The organism is Leucobacter chinensis (assembly GCF_019049105.1).
GTDB classification, from domain to species: Bacteria; Actinomycetota; Actinomycetes; order Actinomycetales; family Microbacteriaceae; genus Leucobacter_A; species Leucobacter_A chinensis.
The window spans coordinates 69,695-83,852 of record NZ_JAHQZR010000007.1 but is presented as its reverse complement, the minus strand read 5'-3'; the positions used below and the strand labels follow the sequence as shown (position 1 = coordinate 83,852).

The 14,158-nt window shown below is 60.5% G+C and carries 15 protein-coding genes and 1 tRNA gene; 7 read left to right on the top strand and 9 right to left on the bottom strand.

What is annotated here, in order from left to right; all coding sequences use genetic code 11:
* The first annotated feature begins 267 nt into the window (after nucleotides 1–267).
* The 3 genes from KTJ78_RS09515 (at nucleotide 268) to KTJ78_RS09505 (ending at nucleotide 5,743) form a co-directional block, all read left to right on the top strand.
* Complete coding sequence (locus KTJ78_RS09515) at nucleotides 268–3,030, top strand: Ig-like domain-containing protein (protein ID WP_217135029.1); 2,763 nt, start codon at nucleotides 268–270, stop codon at nucleotides 3,028–3,030.
* Between the two features lie 84 nt (nucleotides 3,031–3,114).
* Nucleotides 3,115–4,590: a SpaH/EbpB family LPXTG-anchored major pilin gene (locus tag KTJ78_RS09510; RefSeq protein ID WP_217135027.1), complete on the top strand. Its 1,476-nt coding sequence runs from the start codon at nucleotides 3,115–3,117 to the stop codon at nucleotides 4,588–4,590.
* A 118-nt stretch (nucleotides 4,591–4,708) separates the two neighbouring features.
* Nucleotides 4,709–5,743 carry a class C sortase gene (locus tag KTJ78_RS09505; protein WP_217135025.1) on the top strand — a complete coding sequence of 345 codons (1,035 nt, stop codon included), beginning with the start codon at nucleotides 4,709–4,711 and terminating at the stop codon, nucleotides 5,741–5,743.
* Here KTJ78_RS09505 and KTJ78_RS09500 read toward each other — a convergent pair.
* The 4 genes from KTJ78_RS09500 to KTJ78_RS13960 all read right to left on the bottom strand — a co-directional run bounded on the left by KTJ78_RS09500 (nucleotide 5,672) and on the right by KTJ78_RS13960 (nucleotide 8,825).
* Nucleotides 5,672–6,064 carry an MmcQ/YjbR family DNA-binding protein gene (locus tag KTJ78_RS09500; protein ID WP_217135023.1) on the bottom strand — a complete coding sequence of 131 codons (393 nt, stop codon included), beginning with the start codon at nucleotides 6,062–6,064 and terminating at the stop codon, nucleotides 5,672–5,674. The genes KTJ78_RS09505 and KTJ78_RS09500 overlap by 72 nt on opposite strands.
* Nucleotides 6,061–7,041, bottom strand: a complete 981-nt coding sequence (locus tag KTJ78_RS09495) for an FUSC family protein (protein ID WP_217135022.1) — start codon at nucleotides 7,039–7,041, stop codon at nucleotides 6,061–6,063. The genes KTJ78_RS09500 and KTJ78_RS09495 overlap by 4 nt, the downstream gene beginning before the upstream one ends.
* 72 nt (nucleotides 7,042–7,113) lie before the next feature.
* On the bottom strand, nucleotides 7,114–7,911 hold the full coding sequence (locus tag KTJ78_RS09490) for a siderophore-interacting protein (protein ID WP_217135020.1): 798 nt from the start codon (nucleotides 7,909–7,911) through the stop codon (nucleotides 7,114–7,116).
* 149 nt (nucleotides 7,912–8,060) lie between these two features.
* On the bottom strand, nucleotides 8,061–8,825 hold the full coding sequence (locus KTJ78_RS13960) for an AraC family transcriptional regulator (RefSeq protein WP_217135018.1): 765 nt from the start codon (nucleotides 8,823–8,825) through the stop codon (nucleotides 8,061–8,063).
* Between the two features lie 67 nt (nucleotides 8,826–8,892).
* On the opposite strand from KTJ78_RS13960, the gene KTJ78_RS09480 reads away from it, so the two are divergent.
* A complete protein-coding gene (locus KTJ78_RS09480; RefSeq protein ID WP_217135015.1) occupies nucleotides 8,893–9,321 on the top strand; it encodes a GNAT family N-acetyltransferase in 429 nt (142 codons plus the stop codon).
* On the opposite strand, the gene KTJ78_RS09475 is transcribed toward KTJ78_RS09480, so the two are convergent.
* The 3 genes from KTJ78_RS09475 to KTJ78_RS09465 form a co-directional block, all read right to left on the bottom strand.
* Nucleotides 9,294–10,109 (bottom strand): YidC/Oxa1 family membrane protein insertase, encoded by an 816-nt coding sequence (locus tag KTJ78_RS09475; protein ID WP_217135013.1) that lies wholly within the window; start codon nucleotides 10,107–10,109, stop codon nucleotides 9,294–9,296. The two genes, KTJ78_RS09480 and KTJ78_RS09475, sit on opposite strands and share 28 nt — an antisense overlap.
* A gap of 168 nt (nucleotides 10,110–10,277) precedes the next feature.
* Complete coding sequence (locus KTJ78_RS09470; RefSeq protein WP_217135011.1) at nucleotides 10,278–10,595, bottom strand: hypothetical protein; 318 nt, start codon at nucleotides 10,593–10,595, stop codon at nucleotides 10,278–10,280.
* A gap of 77 nt (nucleotides 10,596–10,672) precedes the next feature.
* The gene (locus tag KTJ78_RS09465) at nucleotides 10,673–11,176 is read right to left on the bottom strand and encodes a MarR family winged helix-turn-helix transcriptional regulator (protein ID WP_254259551.1); all 504 of its coding nucleotides are present in this window, start codon (nucleotides 11,174–11,176) and stop codon (nucleotides 10,673–10,675) included.
* A 137-nt stretch (nucleotides 11,177–11,313) separates the two neighbouring features.
* On the opposite strand from KTJ78_RS09465, the gene KTJ78_RS09460 reads away from it, so the two are divergent.
* Nucleotides 11,314–11,889, top strand: a complete 576-nt coding sequence (locus tag KTJ78_RS09460; protein ID WP_217135010.1) for an NADPH-dependent FMN reductase — start codon at nucleotides 11,314–11,316, stop codon at nucleotides 11,887–11,889.
* A 62-nt stretch (nucleotides 11,890–11,951) separates the two neighbouring features.
* On the opposite strand, the gene KTJ78_RS09455 is transcribed toward KTJ78_RS09460, so the two are convergent.
* Nucleotides 11,952–12,021, bottom strand: a tRNA-Cys gene (locus KTJ78_RS09455).
* A 112-nt stretch (nucleotides 12,022–12,133) separates the two neighbouring features.
* Between KTJ78_RS09455 and KTJ78_RS09450 the strand changes: the two genes are divergently transcribed.
* Nucleotides 12,134–12,355, top strand: coding sequence for a LapA family protein (locus KTJ78_RS09450; RefSeq protein ID WP_217135009.1), 222 nt, complete (start codon nucleotides 12,134–12,136; stop codon nucleotides 12,353–12,355).
* A 134-nt stretch (nucleotides 12,356–12,489) separates the two neighbouring features.
* The gene (locus tag KTJ78_RS09445) at nucleotides 12,490–13,392 is read left to right on the top strand and encodes an alpha/beta hydrolase family protein (RefSeq protein ID WP_217135008.1); all 903 of its coding nucleotides are present in this window, start codon (nucleotides 12,490–12,492) and stop codon (nucleotides 13,390–13,392) included.
* Here the strand turns inward: KTJ78_RS09445 and KTJ78_RS09440 are convergent.
* Entirely contained in the window at nucleotides 13,389–14,147 is a 759-nt protein-coding gene (locus KTJ78_RS09440; RefSeq protein WP_217135006.1) for an AraC family transcriptional regulator, read from the bottom strand. The two genes, KTJ78_RS09445 and KTJ78_RS09440, sit on opposite strands and share 4 nt — an antisense overlap.
* Nucleotides 14,148–14,158: the final 11 nt, after the last annotated feature.

Genomic DNA, 14,158 nt, shown 5'->3' with positions numbered 1-14,158 from the left:
ACCAGTGTCTACAACCGACCACTCAATACGCTTATCCCAACGGCACAAACGTAGTTCAACTCGTAAAAGCCAATCTCAGATAGAGAGATAGAAACGCATTCTAAGCCAAAGACGGAAGCGCAGACTTTCGTCTTTTTTGTTTCATCGCTGCTTCATTTTTATGGTTATTTCGCACAGGGGGTGCACGCTTTGGTTTCGAAAACAGCCAACACCGTTCACAGGCCGAAACGAGCGCTCAAAACGGCGGTTCGTCACTGTGCAACGTTCGTGCTGACGATACTCATCGCGCTTACCGGCTACACATCAGCATCGTTCATCATGGCTCCCTCACACGCCCATGCGGCCGATGAGCTTGCTGCACCAGAGGTCGTCAAAGTACTCACGTTTCTCGACAAGATTGATTCGATGACCGACGAGTTTCGCTTCGACTTCATCCTCAAAGTTCCCGCTGGCTTCATCAACCCTGAAACCGGAGCTGCTCAGACGGTCAATGGACAGGGACTGCGCCTTGGCTACCATGCGACCCCCATTATCAACCGTGACCTTCACTATATTCAGACCATGGGCCTCGGAACCGCTGGGGCTCAGACCTGGGCTCAAAATACAGATGAGTTTTACACGGTTCACGAAGTGATACCCGCCGGTGATTCAGATTTACTCGTCATTTCTGCTCAGGGCAACCTTGACCTCGGTAACGGTAGCCTCCTACCGTCAGATTCTGACAACGTTTTTGGTGGCACCTCACGTGAGCTCAACTTCTACGTCAGCTACGGTAAAGGGCTCCATACCTCAGGTCTCACCGCCCCATGGGTCAAAGATGCGAGACTCACGTACAAGCTGCCATACCAGTTTCTCTGGGGCCGCGAACACGACAAGTCCGTCGTTGGGCCACTCATCAATGTCACCTTTAATAACGTCTTTAAACTATGGAGCGGCGGCCAAGCAAACTGGGGGCAAAGCGTCAAGCATGGCCTGAATAACGAACGCCCCGGTGTTCTACCCCCAAACTCAATTGCCGTTGACCTCGTTAACCAGGCGACGAATAACTCAAACGCCGAGAACGGCCCCGCAGGATCGTTTTCGAACTCCTTCTGGTATGCCTGGGTGCACGAAGACGGTTCACTGGTGAAGTCGATCAATACCGCCCCTATCCACTTTTCAGGCATACAGCCCCGTTCATCGCGCTGGAGTAAAGCCGACACCGTCTCGAAGAACATGGCGCAGCCCTCAACACCAACGAACGTGCCCCACTTTGGCTTCACCTGGGAGCAGTATGAGCAGGGACTCACTACGAAAGTGGGCATCAACGGCTCGATTGATTTCAACGGGGCAGGTGGCAACGGCTACTACCGCATGATGGTGTGGCCCGAGTCCCGTAACCCCATGAACGTCAAAGCCGACCACGGCGGCAGAAGCGTTTCGTACACGGCCGCAGATCTGTTCGACGCATCGGGTGTGATGACCGCTCAGGCAGACGCCGCAAAATGGCCCGTTTCAACCGTCTTCTACAACTACACGCTTGAAAACATCGAACCACCCCATATCGATGTTCCCGAGCACAACTCATACCTCAACACTCGAGATACCGTTGTGCTGACCGGCACGGGAGCTCCTGGTCACACGATCTCGTTAAAGCTGGCAAGCGGCAAAGGCATCACCGACTTCAATGCACCAACGCTCACGACCATCGTTGATGGAAGACACGACGGGGTTCAACCCGGTGACGTTCTCGTCGACGCGTCGGGCAACTGGAGTTATGAGTTCACCCCGCAAACTCCACTCGCCGATGGCATATACACCGTTGTCGCAGTGCAAACAAACCAGAACCCTGGTAGCTATAACCTTACGAGCGGCATGTCGAACCCGAACGAGGGCAAGTGGGGCAACACTTTCACGATAAAAACCTCAGTGCCGACGGCACCGATGCTGTATTGCCCGAGCTCACCAACCGATAACCCGACGCCAACAATCGCTGGCGGCGGCACCGAAGAAGGTTCAAAGGTGTACCTGTGGCAAGACGGCGAGCGACTCGGTGAAGTTGAATACCGTGGGTCTCTCTGGTCATACACTGTTGAACCAGCTCTCAAGAACGGCACTTACACCTTTACCGCAACCCAGGTTGACCAGGCTGGTAACGAGTCGCCGCATACTTCACCAGGATGCGTGGTTCAGGTATCACTGCCCTTTGACGTGTTCGGCAGCAAACACCTCAAGCCGATCACCAATGGCGATCCCTCACTCACCGACCCGGCTCTTGAAAGTTGGGAAATCACAGCGAGCAGTAGTACCGAAACCGTCGTACTCGACGGGAAATCAGCGAAGAAACTCAAGCGGAACACGAGTTACACCATCGGTGAGCGTCTGAGCACCGTGGGCCAATCTCACACTGACGCAAATCGTTACACCCAAGCGGGAGAAATCATGTGCGTCGACAGCGACCAAGCTCCCCTGCCCAAAACGGTGTTTGACCCGAGCAACAATACGCTGAAGGTAACTGCCCAGACAAACATTGCCGAGCCGATCGAGTGTACCGTCACGAACCAGGCAGCACACGTGAGCTTTGTTACACAGAAGCTCGGCGGCAAGACTGCGCTTCCCGACGACAAATGGGAGGTCGCTCTCACGAGCGTAGAGCCCGGGTTCGACACTTTGCTCGATGCAAAAAGCCCCAGTGCCATTGCCCGACCGGGTTCGTCAGAGGCTACAGCGACGGTACCGAACGGCATGTCACTGATCGGACTTCAGATACTTGACACGGCTCGAGCCGAGTGCGCATCGACAACAGCCTCACCGACCTCGGCACCTGAGAGCTGCTGGAAGAACGCTGATGCGCCTCTTGCACTAGGCCAGGGCCAACACACGGTGATTCGCGTTATCGCCGCGTCTCCAGCAGATTTGCCGACCCTACCGGTCACTGGAGGCATGGGGTCATGGGTGTTCATCGCAGCCGGAACAACAGTTGTCGCAACAGCTAGTGCTGCATACCTCTGGCGGCGAGGCTTCCTAAGGAGGGCGAGTCATGGAGCATAAGCCCAGGTTTCGATTCGCCACCGTCGAGCAGCGCCCTCATTCCCAAAGTTTTCACCACAACCAACACAGATGAAAGGAAATACTGTGAAAAAGACACAATCGCGCTGGTTCTCAGTAACCGCCCTAGCAGGAGCAGCCGCGTTAACCCTCGGGTCAACGGCGCTTTTTGCCGGCCCAGCCATGGCAGCGCCTGGCGAAGGCGGTAACGGCACGCTCACCGTGCACAAACTCGAGCAGCCCGACTCGGGAAACTATGGCCCAAACGACGGCTCTGAAATCGACACGTCTGGCGCAAAGCCACTCGTTGCCGGCTTCACGGCCTGCACCATCGATGAAATCGATCTCTCGGTTTCGGGCGACTGGAACCGCCTTTCGAATATCACGGTCACGCTCGATTCGAACGGTACCCCCATCGCAACCGAAAACGGGACCGCGCTCACGCTCAACTGTGGCAGTGAGCAAATGACCGCAGCAGCCGATGGGACAACCGTTTTCGACCTTGCCGCCGACAAAGCGTACGTTGTGTACGAGAGCACCCCCGCAGCAAATGCTGTTCCTGCTGCTGCACCAACGCTCATCACGATTCCTTACCCCGGTAGCGGAGCTTCGGGCGAACCGGTGTGGAACTACAACCCGCACATTTACCCGAAGAACTCAATCATCGGTAGCGGCGCCACGAAAGATGGCAAAATCATTGGCGATAAGGTGACGTTCGACATCACCGTTCCGGTGAAAGAGCTCGCAAATGATGACGTATACGACGAATTTCGCATCAATGACCAGTTGGCCTCATTCCTGAAATACACCGCTGGTTCGGTTAAGCTCAAAAACGCGTCGGGAACCGACGTCGCACTCACGAGCGGCACCGACTACACGCTCACCAGCCCCTCAGGCAACGGTGGCGACGAAGTCGTACTGACTTTCCTCACCCCCGGGCTTGAAAAGCTCGATGCCGCTATCGGTGGCACTGTAGTACTCACGATCAATGCCGATGCTATCGGCACCGGTACGACGGCCAACGAAGCTCAGATCACCGTCAACGGCAAGAGCACCGACCCAGGCACAGGCCCCGAGGTCATCGACCCCGAAGAATTCTTTGCCGATGCGCACATCATGAAAGAAGCAAAGAACAAGGGCACGTCAACGAACGTTCCATTGCAAGGGGCCGGCTTCGACATATACACCGCAGCCAAGAACGCAACCACTTGCCCGGCAACACCCGACTCAGCAGCAGTGAAGGTTGTTGAGGGTGATGTTTCGAGCGCAGACGGTACCACCACGAAGCGTGTTCTCGCCGAAGGAAAATACTGTGTCTATGAGACCGCCGTTCCTGCCGGATACAAGGGTCTCGCCGGAGGTATGCTCTTCGAAGTCGCCGACGAAGACGCCTCAGTAACCGTGGTAAACACGCAGATTGGCTCAGATGAGGGCGATTTGCCCGCTCTGCCCATCACTGGTGCGGCAGGCAGTGTGCTCTTAATCGCAGGTGGAGCAGCGTTGCTGCTCATCGCAGGCGTTTTGGTTGCAGCCCGTCGTAAACAGCAACAGCAACAGCTCTAAGTTTGCTGCCTCACGTAAACGTTAGTGCGCTGTAACGGTGCGGCCGGGAGATCATTGATCTGCCGGCCGCACTGCTGTTCTCATCAGGGTATTCAAGCAAAAGAACAAGGAGTAAACGATGCTACTGTCGCCAAAAGAGTATGCGCCGTTGGCTACGGGCAAACACCGCCGCACGCCACGTAGCAAGCACTCTCACATTCGACGCTGGGCGTTCAGTTGGTTCAATACTTCAATTGCCGTGCTTATGTTGGGAGGCCTTGTGCTCTTACTCTATCCGACGAGCGCAGCGTGGGTTTCGCAACAAAACCAGTCGAATATTGTGTTCGACCAAACGCGAGCAAACTCTGAGAAAGCGCAAGCCGAGATTGATGAGGCGTTCGCGCAGGCTCATGAGTATAACCGCGCGCTCGATTCCGGGGCACTGCTCGAGGGAGGCATGAACATCGCGGAGGGTACCGGCTCATCGCTGCCTGGTGTCGTCAGCAAACACGACTATTGGAATCTTCTCGTTCCTTCAACGCAGGGGCCATTAGCGCGGTTGCGCGTTCCGTCGATCAAGCTCGATCTGCCCGTATATCACGGTACAAGTGATGCGACTTTACTCAAGGGTATCGGCCACCTTGAGGGAACCTCGCTACCGATCGGAGGCGAAGGTACTCGCTCGGTGCTGACAGGGCATCGAGGTCTTGCAAACGCTTCCATGTTCACGCACCTTGATCGGGTAGCAGAGGGCGACAGGTTCACGGTTGAGGTACTCGACAAGGTATTCACCTACGAGGTCATCGACATAAAAGTTGTTGCGCCACACGAGACTGAAGAGATTCGTGCGGTAAAAGGGGCTGATCTTATGACCCTTGTCACTTGTACGCCTCTCGGAATCAATACTCACCGTATTCTCGTAACGGGAGAGCGAGTCTCACCAACGCCACAATCTGACCTTGATGCCGCGGGGGCGCGACCCGACGTACCAGGTTTTCCGTGGTGGATCGTCATTGTCGTTGTCGCGACTTCAGCCATTATGGTCTGGTATTGGAGAGCAGGCTACCCACCTTTACCGAAGGAGTCGGGTCGCGCAAAAGGCTCACTGTCCGAAGGTCGCAGGGTCGACCGGCCGGAGCCTTGCCGGGAGCTTCTCAACCACCAAGAGGTATGACTCGGTCACAAGATCATCGATGAGCTGATCGGCAAGCTCTTCGCCGGGCCCCAACGTGATCCAGTGCTTCTTATTCATGTGGTAGCCGGGAGTAATGCTCTCGTAGGCGAGTTGCAGCACCCGCCCCTCCTCGGGAGTCACCTTGAGAACCACAACGGGCTGGCCCGGCATCTCGGTGTGCATCATGAACATTTTGCCGCACACCTTAAACACGTCGACCTGCTCGCCAAAGGGGTGCGAGCATTCAGCACCCGGCAGCTCATTCGCACGCGCCCTGGCCCGCGTTTGCACACGCTTTTGCCTCGGTGTCACTTCATTCATAGGTCGCCTACCTCACTGCCGCTCGGCACTCGTCGCTCGAAAAGCCAGCTACAGAATACCGCGATGACCGCGGCAGCAACGACCGCCTCGATGCGCTGAACCCCGAGGCTCACGGCTGAACCCTCGGAGGCGGTCGTGAGCAAGATCGCCGGCGTGAGAAACGTCACAAACATGGTGTAGTTCGCCTCGCGCAAGTAGGCGACGCAGAGCAACAACGAGGCCAGCGCCACCGCGAGCTGAACGGGTACCGGTGCAAGAGTTGCGAGGGTGGCGAGCACGACGCCGGTAAGCGACCCAATCACGCGGTCGGTTGCGCGCTCGGCTCTGCGATCGCCTCCGACCGCGAGAATGACGCAGAAGGTGAGCAACGCCCAGTCGGCATGCGCGAACGAGAGCGCCTCGGCGAGCAACACGATGCTAACAGCACCGAGCGCGACCATGACGCCGTACCGAAGCCGGTCGGCAACCGGAACCTGCCGGTCATTGCCCTCGGTCCTGGCCGGCAGCATTGAGGTCATGAGCAGAATGAATCCGGCCCCGATGACCGAGCCGAACAGCACCTGCCAAGGGCGCACCTCACCGTGTGAGATAGCGGCGAAGGCGATGAGGTTGACCGGCGAGCGGGTCAGGAATGCGACCTCGCCAAATTTGAAGAGCCCCTGCACGAGCGACACCGCCATGAGCGCGATGAGGGTTGCCCAGAGTCCAAGGGGGCCGACGAGGTAGCCGAGCATCGCGACGAACACGGCCCAAGCGGCCGCAATGTAGCGGTACCGTTTACTCGGCGCGCGTGCCGCGGAGAGCAGCACCATGATTGAGAGGTAGCCCGCTTGCGCGGTGTGCGGCCCGATGAAGGCGTAACAGGCACCGAGCACCGCGGCGGCCGACCCGACGAGCACGAGTGCATACCTGGCGCTCGTAGAACCGATGCGCAGCGAGAAGCGAGGCTCAGACGCGTCGAGATACGGCTTGGCCATCGTGAACCCCCTCATCGCCTTCACGCGCGCCGCGCTTGAAGCCATTCTATTGAAGGGGCCGGGCTCGCTTCACTAGTCGACGTCGGCTGGCATGTCACCTGCGAGGTTCTGAGTCCAGTACCCCACGACGTTATGCCGATCGCGCGCGAGCCCGAGACGGCCCCGCAGGTCTTTGCGGATCGCGCGGCTCGTTGCCGCCTCGCAGGCGACCCAGGCGTACCAAGGAACACCGGGCTCGCTGATGTTCTGCACCTCATCGGCGAGCACGCTCGGCGCGAGGCCGTTGCCGCTTCCCGTCTTCCAGATCACCGTGACGTCGGCCTCGGTTGTGAGCTCGAGCACGTCGGCCTCATCGCATACCTCAACGATCGCGGTCGCGCGCATATGGGCGGGCAGCTGCTCGAGAATTCGCCCGAGCCCTGGTAGCCCGGTCGCGTCGGCCACGAGCAACTGGTACTCGGCGTCGGCAGGCTGGTTGTAGTACGAGGCGCTCGCGCTCTCTCGGTCGACCCCGAAGACGCCGATCATGTGCCCCGGCTCGGCCCGTTCTGCCCAGCTCGAAGCGATGCCACCGTCGTGCACGACGAAGTCGATGTCGATGCGCGCGCCCCCGTCGTGCACGTCGCGCACCGTGTAGTGACGCCAGGGCGGCTCTTCGCCCTGCCAGCCGCGCCCATACTCTGGCAGATTGAAAGTGTCGAGCTCAGCGACCGTCTCGCCCGGGCGCGGAATCGCAATGTCGATGCGCTCGTCGCCCACCCCGTCGATAAACCAACGCCAGCCACCGACCGCCTCGAACTGAATGCGAATCATGTGCGGTGAAAGTCGCTTGGTGCTCACGACCCGTGCTGGTGAACAGGGAATTGCCATGGGGAGGGCCTCGCTTCTCGAAGTCTTGAACGCTCAACGCCCCGCCGAGCACTTAGGCAAAGCTTACCTACATCAGACTACCCGTGGCAAATACCGCTATGTTGCGCAAACGTACTGCTTTTTGACAGGGCTGCCGTACCTCCCGGGTGTTACGAGAAGTAAGCCGCGGGGGTGCTTCCAAGCGTCGCGGTGAAGTGCTCAATAAACGTACTCGCATTCGCGTACCCGAGGGCGCGAGCGGTCGCAACGACGGTCTCACCCGAGGCGAGCGGCACGAGCGCGGCCCTCACCCGGGCCCGAATGCGCCACTGCGTCATGCTGAGCCCGGTCTCTTCAGCGAAGGCTCGCGAAAGCTGCCTCGCAGGCATTCCCACCTGATCGGCCCAGTCGGCCGTGGTCTTGTGCGCAGCTGGGTCGGCAAGAATACGCTCAGCCACGAACAGAATGCGCGGGCTCACGGGCATCGCGAGGTCAACCTGAGCGCTCGGGCTTGGCCGCATGAGTTCAATAGCGAGCGCCTGCAGCCGCATACGCGTGTCGGCTGGCATCTCACTGCCCGCGTTCAAGAGCAGCAGTTCGCGGATCGCGGGCATGAGCTCAATCACCGTCGCCTCCCGCGGCAGGTGATCGGCGACCCCCGCCGCGAGAAATGTCGCGTGCAGAATCGTGTCGGCCGAGGCTTCAATGGTGTGGGGAACGCCGGCCGGGATCCACACCGCTCGATGCGATGGAAGTGTCCAGAGCGCATCGCCAGCCCGCACCCGCGCGACCCCTGCCGTCGACCAGATGAGCTCGTCTTCGCCGTGCGTCTCATCGGCCCACTCTCGAATCGTGTGGGTCGTGTGTTTCACCGTCGTCAGGAGAAAGCCTCGGCTCTTGGCCGGGGCCTTTCGCAGCGAGAAGGCTCGGGTCACGGTTGTAGCGTAGCGAGCTAAGCTGCGCCCCGCGCGCACCCCGGGTCGTTTCGGGCAGAATAGAACGATGATTCGAGAACTCCAGAGCGCCGAGCGTTCGTCGACCGCTATGCGCGAGCTCGTGTGGCTAGCCGCTGAGCTGCCAGACGAGGCCATCACCGCGATCATCACCGACGAGCTTCCCGGGCTCACCACGCTCGGGCTTTTCAGCGAGCAAGAGCCTCAGGAGCTCATCGGTTTCGTGTCGTTCAATGCCTCACGGGAGCCCGTCGAAATTGAGTACATCGCGGTGGGCGCCGCTGCGCAACACGGCGGCCACGGTTCACGGCTCGTCGAGGCGGTTCGCGATCACGTCGGCGGTGCCACACTCTACGCCCAAACCGACGACGACGCCGTCGACTTCTATCGCAAGCGGGGCTTCACCATCACGAGCGCTGATCCCGACCCGCGGTGGCCCGAGCGGCAGCGCTATGACTGCGAGCTTACCTCGGTCTGAGCGCCAGGTTTCACGCCGTAAATACGGTTGAGAATGAGGCGCTCACCGAGCGTCCACGCCGTCGTCGTCATGAGGTAGAGCGCCGCCGCGAGCGGAACGAACGTCGCAATCACCGCGGTCATGAACGGCATAAAGCTCAGCACCTTCGTGACGCCCGTGAGGTCGGGCATGCGCACCTCACCCGCGATTCCAGCGGGTTGTGACGCCGGATTCGCGGCCGGAGCAGGCGTGGGCGGCATGAGCAGTTTGCGCGATGTCGCAGCGCAGGCCGCGATGACGACCATGATGACGAGCATGAGCAGCGTCGACACGAGCGTCGCGTCGCCGGCGAAGAGGCTCGGCAGAAACTTCGAAGACAATGGAACGTCCCAGAGGGTGTGCCCCAGCAGCTCGTTCGGCTCGCCGCCGATGCGCTGCAACACAAAAAGTCCGTACACCGCCATGAGCACCGGCATTTGCGCGAGCACCGGCAGGCAGCCAGCGAAGGGTGAGGCCTTCTCGGTTTTGTACAGCTCCATCGTGCGACGCTGTAGCTCTTCGGGCTTCTTCGCGTACTTGCGTTGAATCTCGGCAAGCTGCGGCGCGAGGCGTTGCCTCGTGACGGTCGCTTTCACTTGCGAGCGGCCGACGGGAATGAGGCAGCCCCTCACGAACACGGTGAGCGCGATGACCGCGAGGGCCGCGCTCTCGGCCCCGGCAAGCGGCTCAAGGAGCGCGCTCAGGTGCGTTACTGCCCAGTTCGCCGCATTCACCAGCAGCTTGATCGGGCCAAATTCGTAGATATTCATGGTTCTCTTTTCGTGCGTTTACGGTGCAAAAAACCGCCCAAAAGCGGTGCTTTTGCTCGCACGGGAGTGAGCGCCGTGACGCGTGCCCCAAGAACGGGCAAGACGGCATCACTGTGATTCAGAGGGCAGCGCCGCATCGGCACGTCAAGCCCTCGAGACGGGTCTCACTCACGCGTGAGCGTGACCCGCGATCGCCGGTGCGCGCACGCGCACTGCCCCACGAATTCCGGGGTCACTCGAGACCCGCCAGCTGCGCGCCGGGGTGAGCGCCGCGGCCCGGCTTGAGGGAACGCCCCGAAAACCGTAGAAGCGTTTGTGGGCGAGGCTGATCCACCGCAGCATGAGTGTCAGTGCGGGAATGCCGAGTACGATCAGCACGAACAGCTGAACCGATGCCGGCTGCATTTCGGTGCCAACGGTGACCGCTCCCGTCACCGTACCGCTCACGCAGAGAAACTGCGCGAGCGCGAAGTAGCGTGCGAGCACCGAATCACCTCCGCTCTCAAACCAGACTCGGTTGTAGTCTAACGCGCGGTTCGTGTGAACGAGCAGCCGCGAACACCTTAGGGCTTCGCTGCGTTGTGGTGCGCCTGGTACAGCTCGACGAAGGCATCAGCCACGAGCGAGGCGCGTTCGAAGCCGAGCACCTCAATGACGTACTCACGATTCACCTCGGCCGCGACCACCTCGAGTTCGGCCGCAAGTTCAGCACCCTGAGCGGTGAGCTGCAAATAACTCACCCTTCGATCGGCCGAACACGCGTTGCGCTCGGTGAGCCCCCTCGCGGTGAGTTTGTCGGCCACCTTCGTGAAGCCGCCCGTCGAAAACCCTGCGGCCGTCGCGAGCGTATTGTGCCTGGCCTGATGATCGGGGCGTCGCACGAGACTTAACAGCGTCTCGACCTCTGCCTCGTTGAGATCAAAGCGTTCTTTGAACACCGCGTGCACCCGCCGGTTGGTCGCAGTGAACCCGCGAATGACGCGCCCCCAGAGCTCAACCGCGGTCGCATCGTCGACGGTGCTCGAACGATCGGTTGCCACGGGAGTCTCGCTTTCTGCGCGGGGCACCGCGCGTCGTGTGTCAAACCTACCAGCCAGGCACCTTCTCAGCAAGTAGTTTGCGTGCAAGATACTTTTGTGCAAACATTATTCCTTGTTCCGAGCGGCACGAGCGCCGCACCAGCAACGCCAACCCAAGGAGAACCATGGTCAAGATCGCCATCATCACCGGCTCAACTCGCCCCGGCCGCATCAACTACGGCCTCGCCGAGTGGCTGCACGCACGTGCAACCGAGCGCGGCGACGCACAGTACGAGCTCGTCGACATCGCCGACTACAACCTGCCCGTACTCAACGAGGGTCTGCCCGCAGCCATGGGCCAGTACGAGCACGCACACACCAAGGCCTGGGCCGAAAAGATCGCCCAGTTCGACGGCTTCATCTTCGTGACCGGCGAGTACAACCACTCAGTCCCGCCGGCACTCGCAAACGCACTCAGCTACCTGAACGCCGAGTGGGCCAACAAGGCAGCAGGCCTCGTGGGGTACGGCTCGGCTTTCGGTGTACGCGCCGTCGAGCACCTGCGCGGCATTCTCTCTGAGCTGCAGGTTGCACACGTGCAGAAGCAGGGCATGTTCTCGCTCTTCACCGACTTCGAGAACTTCCAGACCTTCGCGCCAACCGAGCTGCAAGCAGCGTCAGTGGAGCCAATGTTCGAGCAGGTCGTGACCTGGAGCAAGGCCATGCGCCAGGTACGAACCGGCGCACTCGCCGAGGCTTAGAGCCCCACTCCCAGCCCCCGCCTCAACGACGCAAGCGCCCGAACAGGGCTTCAGGCAAACAGAGGTGGGGGCAGGATTTGAACCTGCATATACGGCCTTGCGGGCCGCAACCTGACGTTCGGACACCCCACCGATCAACTTTCGTGCGCACGGCACGCCAGTTATTCGTGAGTATACGCGGTGATTATGAGAGACTCGAATCAGGAGCGAACGCCAAGGTTTCGCTCGCCGCAGGGGGTTACACATGTCAGAACAGTCATCATTCAAAGTCACGCCGAAAATGATCATCGCGCTGCTCTTCATCGCAATCGGGGCAGTGTTCATCTTTTCGAACAGCGGCGACGCGACGATGCACTTCTTTGGCGTGGCCATGACGATGCCAGGCTGGCTCTGGGTACTGCTGCTGCTAGCGATCGGCGTCATCATCGGCTCATTCTTCCCCTGGTTCCAGAAGCGAAAGAAGTAACGCTCTCGGCGGCATAACCGCCAGCATTGTCGGGACTCAACAACACTTTTCCACTTTCTTCTCATGAAAGCTATGGTGTGAGGCGTGCAGCAAGGCAGCCGCACGTTTCTTCACACCATGCCAGGGGAGTCATCGTGAGTAAGCAAGCACCGGGTGAGCACGAGGCCACCATCGAACCGCTGGTTTTCGAGGGCGAGGGCGGAGCACCGCTCAGCGTGAAGCGGTTTTCTGTACGCGCCCAGACCGATCGGGTCGCGATCATTGCTGCGGCGATGAGCACCCCGCAAAGCTTCTACGCCCCGTTTGCAACGTGGCTCGCAGTTCAGGGCTTCACGGTCTACACCTTCGATTACCAGGGCTTTGCGAGCTCTATCGAGCCGGGCAAAACCCTCAAAGACACGAGGGCAACCATGACGACGTGGGGCGCCGACGCGCGCATCATGCTCGAAACCGTTCGTGCCCGCGAGGGCCAAGACGCACGCATTCAGTGGATCGGCCAGAGCCTCGGTTCGCAGCTGCTCGGCTTCACCGACACGACCGAGCTCGAGGCGGCGACAATCGTGGCATGCGGAACCGGCTCACTGCATTTCAGCCCCCGCAGCAACCGCTTCAAGGCTCCCCTGCTCTGGTACGTGCTGAGCCCGCTGCTCACGCGGGCATACGGCTACTTTCCCGGCAAGAAATACCGCATTCTTGGCGACACCCCGCCCGATCTCATGCGGCAGTGGACGAGGTGGTGCAGGCGACGCGACTACATGTTTCACGAGCACCCCGAGCTTCGCGCGCAGTACGCCGCGGTCGAGATACCGATCACCTGCATCGCGTTTAGCGACGACGAGGTGATGTCGCCCGAAGCGACCGCCGAGCTCGAGTCATGGTACTCGGGGGCCAACATCACGAGCCTCAGCTACACGCCCGAGCAACTGGAGCGAAGCCGCATTGGCCACATGGGCATTTTTCGCTCAAGCAACGCCGAGACATGGCCGACCGTCTTTGCGCACCTCGTCGCAACCGAGGGAGCACGCGGGCAGCACTAGCTCTGAAACGACGACGGGGGCTGCCCGAACACCTGCGAGAACGCGGCCGAGAACGCGGCGGGAGACTGGTACCCGAGCGTCGCCGAGACGTCGGTCACGCTCTCGTGCCGCAGCATCCCGAGCGAGGCAAGCAGCCTCGCCCTTGCTCGCCATGCAGCCGGCGTCGACCCCGTGAGTTTCACAAAGTGCCGGTCAAACGAGCGGGGGCTCATGGCGGCCTCCGCCGCCCAGGCCCGGTTGTCGATCGCGAGGTGCGGTGCTTCGAGGTAGCGCTGACACAGCCCCCGAAAGGGCTCTTCGTGAGGAACCGTGATGTGAAACGGCAGCGGCGTCTGAGCCCTGAGTTCATGCAGTACGAGATCGATGAGCGCCCCGTCTCGGCCCCGCACCTCGTACTCGAGCGGTAGCGCATTTGCCGCACGCAGCAGTTCGCGCAAGAGTGCGTTGACCTCGATCACCTCGCAGTGCTCGGGCCACCAGGGCACCGCTGCGGGTTCGATGTAGAGGCTCCACGTCGTCACGCCGTCCATGAGCACCTCGTGGGGCATGCCTGGCGGAATCAGTGCCGCGCGATCTTCGGGCACGATCCACGACCCCTCGTCGGTATCAAGCCGCATCACGCCCTTCGCCCCGTAGAGCAGCTGGGCTCTGCGGTGTTCGTGCCGCTTCAGCAGGTAGCCGGGCGGGTATTCGGTGCCAATGGGCAGCACCTGCGTGGCGAGGTGATCGGCGTCAGCGAGCGAGGTGTTGAGCACCCCTCCACCCT

Bases quoted from the DNA above. Each gene is read 5' to 3' on its own strand.
- KTJ78_RS09505 (WP_217135025.1), top strand. From the start codon at position 4,709: ATGCTACTGTCGCCAAAAGAGTATGCGCCGTTGGCTACGGGCAAACAC.
- KTJ78_RS09500 (WP_217135023.1), bottom strand. From the start codon at position 6,064: ATGAATGAAGTGACACCGAGGCAAAAGCGTGTGCAAACGCGGGCCAGG.
- KTJ78_RS09495 (WP_217135022.1), bottom strand. From the start codon at position 7,041: ATGGCCAAGCCGTATCTCGACGCGTCTGAGCCTCGCTTCTCGCTGCGC.
- KTJ78_RS09490 (WP_217135020.1), bottom strand. From the start codon at position 7,911: ATGGCAATTCCCTGTTCACCAGCACGGGTCGTGAGCACCAAGCGACTT.
- KTJ78_RS09480 (WP_217135015.1), top strand. From the start codon at position 8,893: ATGATTCGAGAACTCCAGAGCGCCGAGCGTTCGTCGACCGCTATGCGC.
- KTJ78_RS09475 (WP_217135013.1), bottom strand. From the start codon at position 10,109: ATGAATATCTACGAATTTGGCCCGATCAAGCTGCTGGTGAATGCGGCG.
- KTJ78_RS09460 (WP_217135010.1), top strand. From the start codon at position 11,314: ATGGTCAAGATCGCCATCATCACCGGCTCAACTCGCCCCGGCCGCATC.
- KTJ78_RS09450 (WP_217135009.1), top strand. From the start codon at position 12,134: ATGTCAGAACAGTCATCATTCAAAGTCACGCCGAAAATGATCATCGCG.